The organism is Paraburkholderia sp. 22099 (assembly GCF_052045835.1).
GTDB lineage: Bacteria > Pseudomonadota > Gammaproteobacteria > Burkholderiales > Burkholderiaceae > Paraburkholderia > Paraburkholderia terricola.
Genome location: NZ_JBQEPU010000005.1, coordinates 159,711 through 176,358, shown reverse-complemented (window position 1 = coordinate 176,358; position 16,648 = coordinate 159,711). Strand labels below are relative to the sequence as shown.

Genomic DNA, 16,648 nt, shown 5'->3' with positions numbered 1-16,648 from the left:
AACGATCCAGTGGAGATCTTTCGATGAAGCAGACAGCGCATCCCGTCGATCCGCAGTTCGCGGCCGGCGCGCAGGGCAGCAGTCTTTACAACGACGACCTGGCGCCCACCGGCGTCGCGCAACGCACGTGGAGGTGGTATCACTTCGCCGCGCTGTGGGTCGGCATGGTGATGAACATCGCGTCGTACATGCTCGCCGCCGGCTTGACGGAAGAGGGCATGTCGCCCTGGCAGGCGGTGTTGACCGTGCTGCTCGGCAATCTGATCGTGCTGGTGCCGATGCTGCTGATCGGTCACGCGGGCGCGAAGCACGGCATTCCGTACGCGGTGCTGGTGCGCTCGTCGTTCGGCACGCAGGGCGCGAAATTGCCGGCGATGCTGCGGGCGATCGTCGCGTGCGGCTGGTATGGGATTCAGACGTGGCTCGGCGGCAGCGCGATCTATACGCTGCTGAACATTCTCACCGGCAACGCGCTGCACGGCGCGGCATTGCCGTTTCTCGACATCTCGGCGGCGCAACTCGCGTGCTTTCTGGTGTTCTGGGCGCTGCAAATCTACTTCATCGTGCATGGCACCGATTCGATCCGCTGGCTCGAAAGCTGGTCCGCGCCGATCAAGATCGTGATGTGCATCGCGCTCGTGTGGTGGGCGACCTCGAAGGCGGGCGGGCTCGGTTCGATGTTGTCCGCGCCGTCGCAGTTCGTGCCGGGCGGCAAGAAAGAGGGCTTGTTCTGGGCGACGTTCTGGCCGGGCCTGACTGCGATGGTGGGCTTCTGGGCCACGCTCGCGCTGAATATTCCCGACTTCACGCGCTTCGCCAAAACGCAGCGCGACCAGATCATCGGCCAGTCGATCGGCTTGCCCGTGCCGATGGCCTTGCTCTCCGTGATTTCGGTGGTGGTGACGTCGGCGACCGTGGTGATCTACGGCAAGGCGATCTGGGATCCGATCGATCTGACGAGCCGCATGACCGGCATCGGCGTCGGCCTCGCGCTGATCATCCTGACGCTCGACACGATGTGCTGCAATCTCGCGGCGAATCTCGTCGGTCCGGCTTATGATTTTTCGAGCCTGTGGCCCAAGGGTATTTCGTATCGCGTCGGCGGCATGATTACCGCGACCATCGCGATCGTGATGATGCCGTGGAAGATTCTCGCCACCACCCAAGGCTATATCTTCACGTGGCTGGTCGGCTATTCGGCGTTGCTCGGTCCGGTGGCGGGCATTCTGATGGTCGACTACTTCCTGATTCGCGGCACGCGGCTGGACCCGCGAGAACTGTTCGACGAGCATGGCGAGTACAGCTATACGGGCGGCTGGAATATCGGTGCGGTGGTCGCATTGGTCATCGGCGTGCTGCCGAATTTGCCGGGCTTCCTGCACACCGCGTTTCCCGCGGCGTTTCCGAACGTGCCGGCGATCTTCAATACGCTCTACACGTATGCATGGTTTGTGGGACTCGCGCTGGCGTCGATCGTGTACAGCGCGTGGATGAAGCTGAGCAAGGGAACCAGCGCGCGCGTGGCGAGCGCATGAACAGCCGCGCGCTCGAACGAAGTACGCGGCATGAAACCAGCAATGAGGAGGCGGCAACATGACGACCCTGATTCGCGGCGGGACCATCATCGACGCGCAGAACACGTATCGCGCGGACGTGTTGTGCGCGGACCCGCAGGACGGCGGCACGATCCTGCAAATCGGCGCGGACCTGGAGGCGCCGGCGGGCGCGACGATCGTCGATGCCGGCGGGCAATACGTGATGCCCGGCGGCATCGATCCGCACACGCATATGGAACTGCCGTTCATGGGCACGACGGCGAGCGACGATTTCTACACCGGCACGGCCGCGGGTTTGTCGGGCGGCACGACGAGCATCATCGACTTCGTGATTCCGAGCCCGAAGCAACCGTTGATGGATGCGTTCAACGCGTGGCGCGGCTGGGCCGAAAAAGCCTCGGCGGACTACGGATTTCACGTCGCGGTGACGTGGTGGGACGAGTCGGTGCATCGCGACATGGGCACGCTGGTGCATGACCATGGCGTGTCGAGCTTCAAGCATTTCATGGCCTACAAGAACGCGATCATGGCCGACGACGAAGTGCTGGTGAACAGCTTCTCGCGTTCGCTCGAACTCGGCGCGCTGCCTACCGTGCATGCGGAAAACGGTGAACTGGTGTTTCAGTTGCAGCGTCAGTTGCTGGCGAAAGGCTTGACGGGACCGGAGGCGCATCCCTTGTCGCGGCCGCCCGAGGTGGAGGGCGAGGCGGCCAATCGCGCGATCCGCATCGCGCAAGTGCTGGGCGTGCCGGTGTATATCGTGCACGTGTCCGCGAAAGACGCGGTCGATGCGATTGCCCGCGCGCGCAGCGAGGGCCTGCGCGTGTTCGGCGAAGTGCTGCCGGGCCACCTGGTGATCGACGAGGCCGTGTATCGCGATCCCGACTGGACCCGCGCCGCCGCGCACGTGATGAGCCCGCCGTTCCGCTCGGCCGAGCATCGCGAGGCATTGTGGCGCGGTCTGCAAGCCGGCCAGTTGCATACCACGGCGACCGATCACTGCGTGTTCTGCGCGTCGCAGAAGGCAATGGGCCGCGAGGACTTCACGAAGATCCCGAACGGTTGCGGCGGCGTGGAGGATCGCATGGCCGTGCTGTGGCATCACGGTGTGAATTCAGGACGTCTCACGCCGAATGAATTCGTGCGCATCACGTCGACGAACGCCGCGCAGATTTTCAACCTGTATCCGCGCAAGGGCGCCGTGCAGGTCGGCGCGGACGCCGACCTCGTGGTGTGGGACCCGAATGCGAGCAAGACGATCTCGGTCAAGACGCATCATCAGAACGTCGACTTCAACGTATTCGAAGGCATGACGGTGCAGGGCGTGGCGATGCATACGCTCACGCGCGGCGCGCTCGCGTGGACCGACGGCGAACTGCGCGCGGTGCGCGGCGCGGGGCGCTACCTGAAGCGTCCGCCGAACCCGGCGTATTTCGAGGCGATCCGCGTGGCCAACAAGTTGAAGGAACCGCATCGCGTGGAGCGCTAGATCCTTGCCCATCGCACGACGGGCGGCCTTCGGCGCCGCCCGTTTCTCAATGCCGCGCGTTCGCCGCGGCAGCACCTCGCCCGCGTTTTCCCCGATGGCGCGCGGCATGCGTTCCATGTTGCGATGCATGCCGCGTCCGCCCTATCTGCTGTAGAGTGGAATTCCATGTCGCACCGGAGGCCGCCGCTGTCCGCTTAGCACGTGTGCGCATATTGATCGCAAACCTGATCCTTTGTAAAAAGGCGGACCGTTTGCTACAGTCCGCCCACTCCGCCCGGCGCGACCCAGGCGGGGATCTGTCGAACAAGACCATGCAACCGACGTAGCAAACTTTACGGAGCCAACTGATGAAGTCGATTCGTTCCATCCTGCTGATCGCGCTGTTTCAAGCGGTGGCCGTGAGCTCCGCGTTCGCCGCCGATGAACTCGCGCGGATCAAATCCGCCGGCGTGTTCAAGATCGGCACTGAAGGCACCTATGCGCCGTTCACGTATCACGACGAATCGGGCAACCTGACCGGCTTCGACGTGGAGATCGGCACGGCGATCGCGCAGCGCCTCGGCGTCAAGCCGCAATTCGTCGAAGGCAAATGGGACGGCCTGATCGCCGGCCTCGATGTGAACCGCTACGACGCCGTGATCAACGAAGTGGCCGTCACCGAGGCGCGCAAGGCCAAATACGATTTCTCCGACCCGTACATCACGTCGCACGCGGCGCTGATCGTGCGTTCCGACAACAGCGCGATCAAGAATTTCGACGACCTCAAAGGCAAGAAATCCGCCAACACGCTGACCAGCAACTTCGGCAAGATCGCGGCGGCGCATGGCGCGGAAGTGATTCCCGTGCAGGGCTTCAACGAATCGATCGACCTGCTGACCTCGGGCCGCGTGGATGCGACCGTCAACGATTCGCTGTCGTTCCTCGACTTCAAGAAGCACAAGCCGGATGCGAAGGTGAAGATCGCCGCGCTCGATACCTCGCCGGATAGCAGCGACAAATCCGCGGTGCTGATCCGCAAGGGCAACCCGGAGTTGCAGGCGGCGATCAACAAGGCGCTCGCCGAGATCAAGAAAGACGGCACCTACGCGAAACTCTCGCAGAAGTATTTCGGCAAGGACGTCTCCCAATAAACACCACCTGCGAGTCTGAATCATGCCGGCATGGTTGGATCTGATGGCGCACTCGCTGAGGCCCCTGCTGTACGCGGGGCTTGTCTTTACCGTGCCGCTCACGCTGGCATCGTTCGGCATCGGCCTCGCGCTCGCGTTCGTCGTCGCGCTGGTCCGGCTGTTCGGGCCGAAGTGGGCGATCGCGATCGTGCGCTTTTACGTGTGGCTCTTTCGGGGCTCGCCGCTGCTCGTGCAACTGTTCGTGATCTTCTACGGCTTGCCGAACGTGGGCATCGTGCTCGACCCGTTGACGGCGGCGATCATCGGCTTTTCGCTGAACGTCGGCGCGTATAACTCCGAAGTGATACGCGGGGTGATCGAGTCGATTCCGAAAGGGCAGTGGGAGGCGGCGTATTCGATGGGGATGACGCGCGAGCAGGCGCTGCGTCGCGCGATCCTGCCGCAAGCGGCGCGCGTGGCGCTGCCGCCGCTGTCCAATTCGTTTATCGCGCTGGTGAAGGACACGTCATTGGCCGCGGTGCTGACCGTGCCCGAGGTGTTTCAGGCCGCGCAGCGGATCGCTTCGGTGACTTACGAGCCGCTGATTCTTTATACCGAGGCCGCGCTGGTTTATCTGGTCTTCAGTTCGGTGCTGTCGTCGGCGCAAGTCAAACTCGAGCGCAAGTTCGGCCGCCATGCACTTTTTCAGGCGGGCAACTGATGATCCGACTGGAGAAAATCGACAAGTACTTCGCCGAACATCGCGTGCTCAGTTCGGTGGATCTTCAACTCGCGTCGGGTAACGTCACCGCGTTGATCGGCCCGTCGGGCAGCGGCAAGAGTACCTTGCTGCGCTGCGTGAACCTGCTCGAAATTCCCGAGGCCGGTTCGCTCGAACTCGGCGATCAACGGCTCGAATTCAGCCGTGAGCGCAAACCCTCGCGCGAAACGGTGCTGACGATTCGCCGCCGTACGGGCATGGTGTTTCAGAACTTCCAACTGTTTCCGCATCTGACGGTGCGCCAGAACGTGATGGAAGGGCTCTTGACCGTGCTGAAGTGGGACAAGGAAAAAGCGCGTGCACGCGCGGACGAGTTGCTGGAAAAAGTCGGCATCGCGCACAAGGCGGATGTCTGGCCGGCGACGCTGTCGGGCGGGCAGCAGCAGCGCGTGGCGATTGCGCGGGCGTTGGCGCCGTCGCCGGAAGTGCTGTTGTGCGACGAGCCCACGTCGGCGCTCGATCCGGGTCTCGCGGCCGAGGTCGTCGAAGTGCTCAAGCAACTCGCCGCCGAGGGCATGACGATGTTGATGGCGACGCACGACTTGCGGCTCGCCGCGACGATCGCGCGCGACGTGGTGTTTCTGAATAACGGCGTGGTGGTGGAGGCCGGCCCGTCGCGCGATATTTTCATGCAACCGCGCGAGCCGGAAACCGCGCGTTTCGTATCGACGCTGACGCACAGCTTGCCGGACGCATGGACCGAATAAGAGTGGACGTGAAGCGATAGACCTGAGAGAAAACTGTGAGAAAAACAATTCGCCCGGCAAGCCGTGAAGCTTGCCGGGCGAATTTTTTAACGTCGAGGAAAGGGCGTCAATCAGCCGTTACGGTTTCGTCGTTCATCGCGGCTTCAAAGAACTGCGCTTGCGCGGCGCCGTTCGCTCGCGCGTAGGCACGATTCACACCGCTGATCACGGCTCGAATGGACGCGGTCACCAGATTCGCGTCGATGCCGACGCCGAACGCGCTGCCCGCAATGTCGTTGCCGGCCATTTCGGCAATCGCAATCGCCCTGGCGTCGGCGCCTTGAGTCAGCGCGCGCTCTTCGTAATGCTGGATTCGCACCGGCACGCCCATCGCGTGCATCAATGCGTCGAGCGGACCGTTGCCCGCGCCGTTCAGTACGCGCCGCTGGCCGTTCACGTCGACGGTCAGCGTGATTCGCGCGCCATTGCCCTGTTCGGACAGGCTATGTCCGACATAGCGCACGGGCGCATGGCTCTCGACGTACTCCTGCTGGAACAAGGCCCAGATTTGCGAAGGCGTGACTTCTTGCCCGCTGTCGTCGGAAAACCGCTGCACCGCCGAGCTGAAATCCACCTGCAAGCGGCGCGGCAACACCACGCCGTAACCCTGTTCGAGCAGGTACGCAATGCCGCCCTTGCCCGACTGGCTATTGACTCGAATCACCGAATCGTAAGTGCGGCCGAGATCGCTCGGATCGATCGGCATATAGGGCACTTCCCAGACCGCGTCCGGTTTCTGCACGGCAAGGCCCTTCTTGATCGCGTCCTGATGCGAGCCCGAGAAAGCGGTGAACACCAGATCGCCGACATACGGATGCCGCGGATGCACCGGCAACTGCGTGCATTCCTCGGCCGTGCGCGCGACTTCGTTGATGTTCGAGAAGTCGAGTCCCGGATCGACGCCTTGCGTGTACAGATTCAACGCGAGCGTGACGAGGTCGACGTTGCCGGTGCGTTCGCCGTTGCCGAACAAGCAGCCTTCGATTCGATCCGCGCCCGCCATGACGGCGAGTTCGGCGGCCGCCACCGCGGTGCCGCGGTCGTTGTGCGGATGCACCGATACGATCAACGCATCGCGGCGCGCGAGATTGCGATGCATCCACTCGATCTGATCGGCGTAGACGTTCGGCGTCGACATTTCGACGGTGGCGGGGAGATTGACGATCGCCTTGTGTTCCGGCGTCGGTTGCCAGATGTCGAACACGGCGTCGCATACTTCCTTCGCGAATTCGAGTTCGGTGCCGCTGAACACTTCCGGGCTGTATTGCAGCGTGAAGTGCGTTTCCGGAGCGGCGTCGGCGAGACGCTTCATGGTGCGCGCGGCGTTTTGCGCGAGTTCCTTCACGCCGCTCTGGTCGAGGCCGAATACGATCCGGCGGAATTCCGGCGCCGTGGCGTTGTACAGATGGACGATCGCGCGCGGCGCGCCGCGCAAGGATTCGAAGGTGCGCTCGATGAGGTCGTCGCGGGCTTGCGTCAACACTTCAATGGTGACGTCGTCGGGAATGTGGCCGCCTTCGATCAGCTCGCGCACGAAATTGAAATCGGTTTGCGAAGCGGATGGAAACGCGACTTCGATTTCCTTGAAGCCGATCTGTACCAACGTCTTGAACATGCGCATCTTGCGCTCGGCGTTCATCGGCTCGAACAAGGCCTGATTGCCGTCGCGCAGATCGGTGCTCATCCAGATCGGCGCACGCGTGATGCTGCGCGACGGCCACTGACGGTCCGTCAAATCGATCGGCTTGAACGCGTGGTATTTGCTAGCGGGGGTTTTCAACATTTTCATCATCCGTGGGTTCGACAAGCGGGTGGTCGACCGGACGACGAAAAGACAAAGCATGCCGCCGGTCGGAAACCGGGGCTGGGTCAGTTACTGGGGAATCAAGCGGTGCTTCGGTGTATCAGATGGAAGCGCGCAGCAGCAGACCTAGCCCGGTAGAGCGGGCTAGTAGTAGCGAGGAGGTGGTCTGGGCGCGGTACATAGGGCGCAATGGGAACATATTATTGGGACGACGTCAAGCGCCGTGTGCTCGCCGTCTGCTCGATCAACGCGCCGGTTTGCAGTCGATCTGTAAGCTACAATTGCCGACGGTTTGAAAAACGGAACATCAATGAAGATTCGGATTCTCTCCCTCGCTTGCGTCATGACCGCTGCCGCGCTGCTGGCGGCCTGCACTGCCGTCTACAAGAACTCGGACGCATGCGAGCAGTTGATGCGAAGCAAGCTGGCCGAGAAGTCGTCGGATACGCTGAAAATCGCCAATCGGGGCGTTGGCATCGACGGCTCGCGGGTGGTGGTGGAAGGCTCGATCGAGCACGTTCCGACGGCTTCGGAAGTGGCCGCCGTGGCTGCTTCATCCGTGGGTGCGGTTTCCGCGGCATCGGCGGTGCACGCTGGCGGCGCATCCGGCGTATCAGGTGCTGACGCGTTGCCGCTCAAACCCGCCAAGCCGAAAAAGGTCGTGCAGCCGGCGGCTGCGGAATGCACGTTCCACGGTTCGACGTTGAATGCGTTCAACTGGCTCGCGCCGGCCAGGCTGGCCGCGCCGGCCGATGAAAACCACGGCGAAGCCGCGCAGTAACGTTTTTCGCCGCGCTCGCCGCGCAAGCGAGCGCTCAGCCAGGAAGTGCATCGAGCACATCGTGCCGCGCCCCCTTGCACGGCATGATCTCGACTAGCGCGAGCCGAACCTCAAGCCATCGCCTCGGCGCGGTGGCTTTTGCTTTTGGTTTCGCGCATCAGCTTCAGCACGCTTTCGCCGAATGCCTGCGGCCGTCCTTCGAAGCAACGCTGCACGGCGCGCGTGTCGAGCAGCCGCTGGCGCAGTGCGATGCGTTCATCATGCCGGTCGATCATCCGCAGCGCCGCGGTGATGTAATCCTCGACGCTGTCGGTCGTGGCCCACGAGGGCATGCCGGTGCGCTCGAAGAGCGCGCCGTCGATTCGTTCGAACACTTCCGGACCACGTTTGCACACGCCGGGCAAACCGAGCGTGAGCGCGTCGACAATGCCGTTGGTATTGCCGAACGGAAAGGGGCTGAGAAACAGATCGGATTGGTTGACGCGTGTCAGATAGTCCGCGTAATCATGAAAGCCGTGCACGACGGCGCGCGGCAGCACGCGGCCGATCACGTCGCGCATCCGGTCGAGCTGCAGGCCGGACGGCACGCCGCTCATGAAATGAAACTCGACCGGCGTGGCGGCGCGTTCGCCGATCTCACGGCATGTATCGAGAAAGACGGGGTTGAGCTTCATCGCGCTTGCCGTGACGATCACCTCGACCGTCTCGCGGCGCGGCGGAATTTGCGCGACGATGTCCGGCAGCGACACCGACGGACGGTACGGCTGGCCGTCTTTCGGCAGCATCATCAGGCGTTCGCTGAAGCAGGCCGGGTCGCCCACGTAGTCTTCCTCGACGCTGACGTAGTCGATCTTGTCGGAATGCGTGGTGGCCGGGTGGCCGAGTCCGGCGATCTGCAACGGCGCAACCCTCAGGTTCGACATGAACACGGTCAGCACGAACATGCCCACGCTCGGCATGTACAGCACGTCCGGCTTCTCGGCCTCGGCGAAGTCGCGGATCGTGCGCAGGCATTCGCCGATGTAGTCCGGGTCCTCGAGTTCGATGAAGCGGTCGAAAACGGCCCGCCCGATGTCGTCGACAGCGTAGCCCAAGCCGAAGCCCACCACCTCGAAATGCTCGCGCGCGGCCTCGATCGTGCGCGAGTGTGTGCGGTAGATCGAATGAGCGCCGCCGAACCATTCCAGCACGACGATCATCAGCGGTTTCTTGCCGCGCCGCGCGCCGCTCTTCGCGGGCGACGGCTTCGGCGCCTGAAGATCGGTGAGACCCAACTGGTCGAGCTTGCGGCGCACCAGCACGTTGATGTCGCGCTTGAGCTCATGACGACGCGGCGTATTCGCGTAGCTGCAGAACATGTATGCGTTGTGCAGCAAGGCCGTGGGCAGGTCGTCGAGGTCGTCGATCTGCCGCAGCTTGCCGGGCAGCCATTCGATCAATGCTTCACGCTTGATGTGCGCGCTCGATGAGCCCTTGAAGTTTGGCGCCAGCAGGACAAGGGCGAGACTCGCGGCGAGCTTTTTGTCGTACGCCCACAGCGCGCCGAAGTTCAGTTCCAGTTCGGAGTCGGCCGAATAAAGCACGCATAGCTTTTCGATGAACGTGTCGCCGGCGAAAAATTCCGGGTTGTCCGGGCCGCGCGGATTCAGGTGACAGGTCACGTGGTCGGCGGTGCCGAACGCCGTGGCCGAGAACACGACGCCGACCCATTCATGAAGCGTGAGAAACAATCTGAAGCAGTCGTTCGGCAGTTTGAAGCCGGGGTCCGCGAACAACGTCGACGTCGCGCTCGCCAGGCGGGTGCAGAAGCGCACGCGCTGCTCGGCGGGAGAGAGGTCGGCGATGCCCGAGGCGAGAAAACTTTCGTCCAGCTTGCCGCGCTTGTGCTGAAGGAGCGCGAGCGCGGAAAGTAGCTGCAGCGAGGCTTTCACATGCTGCCGTGTGTAGACGAGCTGCTCGAAATGATCGAGCGAAAAAGTGGCTTCTTCCATCGTTTAACTATTCTAGGATATGTATGACTAATCATCTTGGAAAGATGGCGGGTCGCGGGTTTGGATTATGCCGGCCGATAATTGCCACATTTGATCGATGTCCGAATTAGGGAATTTTCCGCGTAAAAAGAAGCCCGCTTTAGAAGGCGTAGTACGGACCCGGCCCGGCCGATGTCGCACGCGATGCGATCGCGGTGTAGACGCGCCGTCCGAAAAAGAACGGCAGGCCCCAGCCGAAGCCGCTGCTGGCGATGCCCGCGAGATTGTTGAAGGCGTTGTTCGACGACGCGAACAATGCGCTCGAGTTGCCGATTGAGAACGACGTGGGAGTCGCGGCGCCATTCGTGCCGATAATCGAGGCGCTCGCGGTTTGCGTCGAGCTTGGGCAGTACCAGTAGCCGCACTGCGGCAACTGCGTATTGCGAAAAAAGAGACCGTTGGAGCCGCTGTCGATATAGCTTTGCGAGTAACTCTGGCCGCCGCTCGTGGTGACCACGTAGCCCGTCTGCGAATTCGCCTTGACGACGCTCGCGCTGCCGAGCGTGTTGTTCGCCTGGGTGCCGATGCCGAAGATCATCGAGCCGGACACGGTGGGCGCGCCTGCGTCGGGTATCGCCGGCAGATCGATCACCACGCCGTTGTTGTCGAGCGCGAAGCGGCTGACCGGATTGGTCACTTGCCGCACGAGGGCCTGGGCGCTCGCGAGGCACGCGCCGCTCGCGTCGCAACTGTAATACCAGCGGGGCAACGCGCTACTGACGCAGCCGCCGCCGCAGTCGGTGGCGAACAGGCCTACGCCGAGAATGCCGTTGGAGCGCAGGCCGTCGACGGTCATCATCGCCCGGCCCGAGCCCGTGCAGTCGGTCGGCACGGTGGGCAGCGCCGGATCGGCGATCAACTGAAGCGGAATCGACTCCGCCAGTTGGCCGGCCATGCGCACGTCCGCGCTGCGCACCGCACCCCACGTGTACCCGCCGCCGAACACCGCGCACTCGCCCGCGATCCCGTTGCCCGAAGGCACCACCGGGAGCGACAGTGTCGCCGGCAACGCCGAGGCGAGAATCCGCAGGCCATGCGAGCCGGTGTCGACCTGAATGTTGTCGATGATCGCGCAATTGCCGGTGCCGGGCCGGCAGACGGTGACGCTCGTCGTCAGCATGTTGCGCGTGAGAAGCGGCGCGGTGGTGACCATGATCGGGTGGACATTCGGCACGTTCGACTGCGGCACGGACGTGCCCGCATCGGAAGCCGGAGACGGCGCCGCGCCGCCCGGCGCGCTGGCGGCGCCGGGGCTGCTGGCCGGGGCGGCGGAGGCTGACGGACTGCCGCCGTCCCCGCCCCCGCCGCAACCGGCGAGTGCGATGCAGACGAGGAGCAGGGCGCTGACGTGAGAGAAGGTCTTCATGGCGTGGTGGCGATCGATCGTCGAGGCGGTTTTCGGATGGTTTGTGTGCTTCAGCGGATGTCGTCGGCGACGACGCCGGGCGGCAAGGCCGCCGGCAGCCATGCGCGTCCCACGTAGCCGCGCATCGGGCCGCCCGATTCGACGATCACGTCCGCCCGCACCACCCGCGAGGCGTGCAGATTGCCGTCGGGCGGCAGCGCGGCGGCGCCGTTCAGGTAGGAGTCGGCGTACTTGCCGAGCAGCGCGCGCAGATTCGGCATGGTTGGACCTTCCCACGCGTAGGCGATGATCTGGCCGGTGTTCGTCGCGTATTCGTTGATGGTGGTATTGCCGGCGTCGGTCGATGTGCGAAGGCGCAGCGCGCCGTTCAGCAATGTTTTCGGCGCTGCTCCGGTCGAATTCGCGGCGAGGGGCATCGCGCCGCCTAGTTGGGCCTGCGCATCGGCACTGGCGCACAACACGATGAACGCCATCGCCAAAGCGGTGAAGGTCGGGGAAAAACGGGGATTTCGCATGGCTGTCCGTCTCGCGATGGGTGCGTTGGAGTTTTATTGAGATCTCCATTTCAAGATAACACTCAGGTTTCCTGATCGTTATCTGGCGCGACGTTGCACGCTTCACGCAATCCCGAAATGGTCAGCCATGTGAGCGGGAAGTGCCTTTTAAAACAATGATCTGACAGACAGCAGGAGCGCGTCCTACAAGCGATTGGGAAATGTTGTCAACTGTTAAACGCGGCGTGCACGAGCGCTTCCCGGGACCGTGGAGCGACGGCTTTTCTTGCGCGGCGGGATTTCGGCGAGGCGCAATCCCGCGCACGTCAAATGGCTTGCCGCGATGGCTTCGGCGCGCGTCGCGGGTCGCCCGATTCACGCGCCAACCCCGGTTTTTGCACACGGCTCGCCGGGATCGGTAAAATGTTGGGTTGATCCACGGAAACTTGCCGTGGCGTAGCGGAAGGATTCCCCGAACATGACTGATCTTCGTCTTACCAAGCGGTTTGCAGTAATGCTGATGGCAGGCGGGCTGGTCGCCGGCTGCGGCACCTCGTCGCCGACCAAAATCGACTACAAGAGCGACTCGAAGTCCAGGCAAGTGTCACTTGCCGTACCGCCGAACATGATCGACGAGACGCCCGATCAGCGTTCCTTGCCCCCGCAAGGCGGCGAAACCTCGTTGTCCACGCTCAAGCAGGTCCGGGCGCAAGCGCCGGCGGACAATGCCGTGGCTGTCGTGCCGCCGGTCAAGGGCATGCATATCCAGCGCGACGGCACCGAAAGCTGGCTCGTGATCGACAACAAGGCGCCCGCACAGGCGTGGCCGCAGATCCGCCGCTTCTGGCAGGAACAGGGCTTCCTGCTGGTGGTCGACCAACGCGACAAGGGCGTGATGGAGACCGACTGGAACGAAACGCACGCGCAGATCAACGACGGCCTGATCCGCAGCACGCTGTCCAAGGCAATGGGCAACAGCTACGTCACGTCGGAGCGCAACAAGTACCGCACGCGTCTCGAAGCCGCGCCGAACGGCGGCACCTATGTGTTCGTCAGCCAGAAGGGCATGCGCGAGGCGCTTACCGGCACGAATAACGATTCGAGCAAGTGGGAACCCAAGCCGAACGATCCGGGCCTCGAGCAGGAATACCTGAAGCGGCTGATGGCGGCGCTCGCGCTGGCCGATTCGCGCGCGCAAGGCGGCGGTACGCAAAGCGCCGAGGTTTCGCCGGCCGGCGCGCAAACCGCGCCGGGCGCGGCCACGGCGGGCGCGAAGTCGGCGGCCGCGGCTACGGCGGCGCAAAACGTCGCGCTGTCGGCGCAGCAGCCGGTGCGCGACCCGGATTCGGCGAACGCGCCGTCGCAGCTCGCCTCCAGCGAATTGACGCTCGGCGAGCCGTATGACCGTGCCTGGTTGCGCGTGGGTCTCGCGCTGGATCGCAGCAACTTCACCGTCGACGATCGCGATCTGACGCGTGGCCTGTACTTCGTGCGCTACGTCGATCCGAAGGATATGACGTCGGCGGAGCAGGGCTTCTGGAGCCAGGTCTTCCACGGCAAGAAGGAGAAGGTGGCCAAGCAGTATCTGGTGAACGTCCGCGCGATCACGCCCAACGAGACCCGCGTGGCCGTGGTCGACGACAAGGGCAATATCCAGGACGGCCCGCAGGCCAACCAGATCATGAGTCTGATGGCCGATCAGTTGCGCTGAGCGAAGCCGCGGCAGGCAAATGCGCCTGAATGAAAACCCGCCCGGAACCATTCCGGGCGGGTTTTTTTATGCGCGCTTTTTGTCGCGTTCGAGCGGTAACGGTGAATTCGGTCGGCATGCCGGCGGCGCGGCGTTTAGAGGTGGGACCAGCGCGCGGGGCATCGTTCGGAGGCGGCGCGTCATGGCGCGCAGCGCGTTGCCGGACCCACGGGACCGGGTTATCCACCCGGTCCGAGTGGCGGCGGGTTCGACCCGCACCGCCTGCAGAGTTGATGCCGGCCCGATGACGGCCTGCGAATGCACGGCCCCGGTGACCCCGTCGTCTATCCTCGTAGGGCGACGGTTTCGCCCGCACTCAGTGGAGTGCGGGCTACTGTTGATGCTTTAGTTCGGTCCCCGCGTGCGGAGCCGGACGGACGGATCAGGGAGAAGCAGCGCCCCCGGAACGCATCGCGCCAAACGCCGCTCAGGTGTCGGCGCGTCGTGTGCCGATCCACGGCAGGCGTTTGATCACGCCCGTGGCGAGGGCGGTGCCCACCAGAATCACCCCGCAGCCTTCCAGCATGCCCGGCGACACGCCTTCGCCGAGAAACAGCGCCCCCCACAAAATGCCGAAGATCGGAATCACGAAGGTCACGGTGATCGCGCGCGCCGGTCCCGCCACCGCAATCAAATGAAAGAACAGCATATAGGCGACGCCGGTACACGCGATCCCGAGCGCAAGCACCGCGCCCCAAGCCTGCAGCGAGACCGGCGCGGCCGGCCAGTAGATGACGGCAAGGGGCAGCAATACGATGGTCGCGCCGGTCATCGTGCCGGTGGCGACGGTCAGCGCGTCGACGCCGGTCAGATGGCGTTTCGTGTAGTTGGCGGCAATGCCATACAGCAAGGTTGCGCCGAGCGCCGCGCCGGCCGCGAGCGCGGTGCTGAGCGGCGTGGCCGCCGAGCCGTTCGGCGTGGCGATCTGATCCCAGACGAGCATCAATACGCCGAGAAAGCCGATCACGAGGCCGAGCGTGCGCAGCGCGCTCAGGCGATCACGCAGCCAGAGAAAGGCGACCAGCGCGCCCCACAGCGGCGTGGTCGCGTTGATCACCGACGTGACGCCCGCCGACAACGTCAACTCGGCATACGCGAACAGGCAGAACGGCGCCGCCGAATTCAGAATGCCGACCACCAGCAGCGGAAAGGCGCGGGTGCGCAGGATCGTCGCCGATTGAGCCAGCGGCCGCCGAGCGATCAGCACGACCGCTAGAAAGGCCGCGCCGATGCCGACGCGCAGCGCCATCAACGGCGCGACGCCGAAGTCGGTCACGCCGACGCGAATGAACAGAAACGATGCGCCCCAGAGGGCGGCGAGGATAAGCAACTGCAGCAGGTTTTTAGTATTCATCGGGAGGGCGCCGCGCGCGGTTGAGTCGAGACGTCAATGCATCGTAGCAGCGCAATCGCGCGAAACGTTTCATGCTGGAATGAAACGGCAAGATTCGGGAATAAAGGCGTCTGACGGATGTCATCGTAAGCGCCGTGGCGGACGCGCACCAAGCGAGCAATTTTCACGCTGATGTGAGAAAAATTGCGACTTCGACCATGCACAGGCGAAACACCGACGCCTCGCACCGCGCATTCGTTCAGTGATGGTAGCCGCGTCCGCCGCGATGCCCGCCCCAACCCCAGCCGAAGCCGATCGACAGCGAAGGCGCGTACCAGCCTGGGTAGCCGTATCCGTAATAGGCGGGATACGCAGGATACACAGGCGCCGGATAGTAAGCGGGATAAGCCGGCGCGACGTACACGGGCGGCTGGGCGACCACATAGGCGGGCGGCGAGCTCGGCGGTCCGGCTTGCCCTTGTTGCGCCGGCTCGGTCTGTTGCGGCTGGCTGGCCGAGTCGCCGACGGTGCCGAGCGGCACTTCGCGTTGCGCCATCGTGGCCGGCACTGTCGCGTAGTACGGGTAGTACGCCGGATAGTAGCCGTAGGGGTAATAGCAACCGGACAAAGCCAGCGCACACGCGGCGGCGCCGAGCGCGAGTCCCGTTCGCGGAAGACGGAACAGGCTGCGCGGCGGCCGCTGGCCGATCGCACCGAGAGGATTAGTGACGCGGGACTTCATGACGCGCTCCTGGTTTGCATCCGACGCCCCCGTTCGGGGCGTAACGCCATGAGCTTACGCTGCCCACGCGATAACCGGATTGCGAAACCGTAACGGCGTATTTCGCCTCGTTGCTGCGAGGCGATGTGACGAAGCGGCTTGACTGGAGACGACGCTCGTCTCCTCAAAAGCGCTTCGCAAATCAGACGCGGGCGGATTCTTCAGCCCCGCCCGCGTTCAACCCAAGCCATTTACTCGACGCACGAGCGTCGCTCACTTGCCAACCTGGTTGCCAATCACGCCGCCGACTGCCGCGCCGCCCAGTGTCGACAGCGCGTTGCCGCCGATCGCCGCGCCCGCGACGCCGCCCACGCCCGCGCCGATTGCCGTATCCCGTTGACGCGTGGTCATGCCTTCACACGCGGTGAGGCTCGCGACGACCGCGACAATGGTTGCGAAGGTGCCCATCCGACGAATCGTTTTCATGATGTCTACTCCCCTGACTGAGGTCCGAAACGAATTTCGAAGCCGTTATTCGGAAATGAACGGTTCTCCCCGTCCTTGCATTTGATCTTATCGCCGCAGCCCGTATCCAGATGTGTGCGCTTGTCAGCGGACTGCCGGTTTCGTAATCAAATGTTTCCCCATGTCCAGCATGACGCGTGCCTGCCGCGCGCGCCAATGCAAA

14 protein-coding genes are annotated in these 16,648 nt (G+C 63.7%); 7 read left to right on the top strand and 7 right to left on the bottom strand.

From position 1 onward, the window contains the following. Positions 1 to 23 precede the first annotated feature (23 nt). From ACTJLC_RS07250 to ACTJLC_RS07230, 5 genes are all read left to right on the top strand, one after another. Positions 24 to 1,535, top strand: coding sequence for an NCS1 family nucleobase:cation symporter-1 (locus ACTJLC_RS07250; RefSeq protein WP_073430524.1), 1,512 nt, complete (start codon positions 24 to 26; stop codon positions 1,533 to 1,535). A gap of 58 nt (positions 1,536 to 1,593) precedes the next feature. After that, on the top strand, positions 1,594 to 3,045 hold the full coding sequence (gene hydA, locus ACTJLC_RS07245; protein WP_073430523.1) for a dihydropyrimidinase: 1,452 nt from the start codon (positions 1,594 to 1,596) through the stop codon (positions 3,043 to 3,045). A 347-nt stretch (positions 3,046 to 3,392) separates the two neighbouring features. Next, positions 3,393 to 4,175 (top strand): amino acid ABC transporter substrate-binding protein, encoded by a 783-nt coding sequence (locus ACTJLC_RS07240; protein WP_073430522.1) that lies wholly within the window; start codon positions 3,393 to 3,395, stop codon positions 4,173 to 4,175. A 22-nt stretch (positions 4,176 to 4,197) separates the two neighbouring features. Then, positions 4,198 to 4,875, top strand: a complete 678-nt coding sequence (locus tag ACTJLC_RS07235) for an amino acid ABC transporter permease (RefSeq protein WP_073430521.1) — start codon at positions 4,198 to 4,200, stop codon at positions 4,873 to 4,875. Further along, on the top strand, positions 4,875 to 5,642 hold the full coding sequence (locus ACTJLC_RS07230) for an amino acid ABC transporter ATP-binding protein (protein WP_073430520.1): 768 nt from the start codon (positions 4,875 to 4,877) through the stop codon (positions 5,640 to 5,642). Before ACTJLC_RS07235 ends, ACTJLC_RS07230 begins: the two co-directional genes overlap by 1 nt. A 106-nt stretch (positions 5,643 to 5,748) precedes the next feature. Here the strand turns inward: ACTJLC_RS07230 and leuA are convergent, their stop codons facing one another. Continuing rightward, a complete protein-coding gene (gene leuA / locus ACTJLC_RS07225) occupies positions 5,749 to 7,464 on the bottom strand; it encodes a 2-isopropylmalate synthase (protein ID WP_073430562.1) in 1,716 nt (571 codons plus the stop codon). A 331-nt stretch (positions 7,465 to 7,795) separates the two neighbouring features. On the opposite strand from leuA, the gene ACTJLC_RS07220 reads away from it, so the two are divergent. After that, a complete protein-coding gene (locus tag ACTJLC_RS07220; RefSeq protein ID WP_310132279.1) occupies positions 7,796 to 8,266 on the top strand; it encodes a hypothetical protein in 471 nt (156 codons plus the stop codon). Between the two features lie 110 nt (positions 8,267 to 8,376). On the opposite strand, the gene ACTJLC_RS07215 is transcribed toward ACTJLC_RS07220, so the two are convergent. The 3 genes from ACTJLC_RS07215 to ACTJLC_RS07205 form a co-directional block, all read right to left on the bottom strand. Further along, a complete protein-coding gene (locus ACTJLC_RS07215; protein ID WP_310132276.1) occupies positions 8,377 to 10,257 on the bottom strand; it encodes a glycosyl transferase family 1 in 1,881 nt (626 codons plus the stop codon). A gap of 139 nt (positions 10,258 to 10,396) precedes the next feature. Further along, a complete protein-coding gene (locus ACTJLC_RS07210; protein ID WP_073430517.1) occupies positions 10,397 to 11,662 on the bottom strand; it encodes a DUF3443 domain-containing protein in 1,266 nt (421 codons plus the stop codon). Between the two features lie 50 nt (positions 11,663 to 11,712). Then, positions 11,713 to 12,177, bottom strand: a complete 465-nt coding sequence (locus tag ACTJLC_RS07205) for a DUF2844 domain-containing protein (RefSeq protein ID WP_073430516.1) — start codon at positions 12,175 to 12,177, stop codon at positions 11,713 to 11,715. A 457-nt stretch (positions 12,178 to 12,634) separates the two neighbouring features. Between ACTJLC_RS07205 and bamC the strand changes: the two genes are divergently transcribed. Further along, positions 12,635 to 13,867: an outer membrane protein assembly factor BamC gene (gene bamC / locus ACTJLC_RS07200; RefSeq protein WP_073430515.1), complete on the top strand. Its 1,233-nt coding sequence runs from the start codon at positions 12,635 to 12,637 to the stop codon at positions 13,865 to 13,867. A gap of 466 nt (positions 13,868 to 14,333) precedes the next feature. Here the strand turns inward: bamC and ACTJLC_RS07195 are convergent, their stop codons facing one another. The 3 genes from ACTJLC_RS07195 to ACTJLC_RS07185 all read right to left on the bottom strand — a co-directional run bounded on the left by ACTJLC_RS07195 (position 14,334) and on the right by ACTJLC_RS07185 (position 16,446). Next, entirely contained in the window at positions 14,334 to 15,260 is a 927-nt protein-coding gene (locus ACTJLC_RS07195; protein ID WP_073430514.1) for a DMT family transporter, read from the bottom strand. Positions 15,261 to 15,498: 238 nt separating this feature from the next. Next, positions 15,499 to 15,981: a hypothetical protein gene (locus ACTJLC_RS07190; protein WP_073430513.1), complete on the bottom strand. Its 483-nt coding sequence runs from the start codon at positions 15,979 to 15,981 to the stop codon at positions 15,499 to 15,501. Positions 15,982 to 16,233: 252 nt separating this feature from the next. Next, on the bottom strand, positions 16,234 to 16,446 hold the full coding sequence (locus ACTJLC_RS07185) for a glycine zipper 2TM domain-containing protein (RefSeq protein WP_073430512.1): 213 nt from the start codon (positions 16,444 to 16,446) through the stop codon (positions 16,234 to 16,236). Positions 16,447 to 16,648: the final 202 nt, after the last annotated feature.

What these genes read in the sequence shown, in the direction of transcription:
- hydA (WP_073430523.1), top strand. Translation starts at nt 1,594, where the DNA reads ATGACGACCCTGATTCGCGGCGGGACCATCATCGACGCGCAGAACACG.
- ACTJLC_RS07210 (WP_073430517.1), bottom strand. Translation starts at nt 11,662, where the DNA reads ATGAAGACCTTCTCTCACGTCAGCGCCCTGCTCCTCGTCTGCATCGCA.
- leuA (WP_073430562.1), bottom strand. Translation starts at nt 7,464, where the DNA reads ATGTTGAAAACCCCCGCTAGCAAATACCACGCGTTCAAGCCGATCGAT.
- ACTJLC_RS07250 (WP_073430524.1), top strand. Translation starts at nt 24, where the DNA reads ATGAAGCAGACAGCGCATCCCGTCGATCCGCAGTTCGCGGCCGGCGCG.
- bamC (WP_073430515.1), top strand. Translation starts at nt 12,635, where the DNA reads ATGACTGATCTTCGTCTTACCAAGCGGTTTGCAGTAATGCTGATGGCA.
- ACTJLC_RS07235 (WP_073430521.1), top strand. Translation starts at nt 4,198, where the DNA reads ATGCCGGCATGGTTGGATCTGATGGCGCACTCGCTGAGGCCCCTGCTG.
- ACTJLC_RS07190 (WP_073430513.1), bottom strand. Translation starts at nt 15,981, where the DNA reads ATGAAGTCCCGCGTCACTAATCCTCTCGGTGCGATCGGCCAGCGGCCG.
- ACTJLC_RS07195 (WP_073430514.1), bottom strand. Translation starts at nt 15,260, where the DNA reads ATGAATACTAAAAACCTGCTGCAGTTGCTTATCCTCGCCGCCCTCTGG.
- ACTJLC_RS07185 (WP_073430512.1), bottom strand. Translation starts at nt 16,446, where the DNA reads ATGAAAACGATTCGTCGGATGGGCACCTTCGCAACCATTGTCGCGGTC.
- ACTJLC_RS07240 (WP_073430522.1), top strand. Translation starts at nt 3,393, where the DNA reads ATGAAGTCGATTCGTTCCATCCTGCTGATCGCGCTGTTTCAAGCGGTG.
- ACTJLC_RS07220 (WP_310132279.1), top strand. Translation starts at nt 7,796, where the DNA reads ATGAAGATTCGGATTCTCTCCCTCGCTTGCGTCATGACCGCTGCCGCG.
- ACTJLC_RS07205 (WP_073430516.1), bottom strand. Translation starts at nt 12,177, where the DNA reads ATGCGAAATCCCCGTTTTTCCCCGACCTTCACCGCTTTGGCGATGGCG.
- ACTJLC_RS07230 (WP_073430520.1), top strand. Translation starts at nt 4,875, where the DNA reads ATGATCCGACTGGAGAAAATCGACAAGTACTTCGCCGAACATCGCGTG.
- ACTJLC_RS07215 (WP_310132276.1), bottom strand. Translation starts at nt 10,257, where the DNA reads ATGGAAGAAGCCACTTTTTCGCTCGATCATTTCGAGCAGCTCGTCTAC.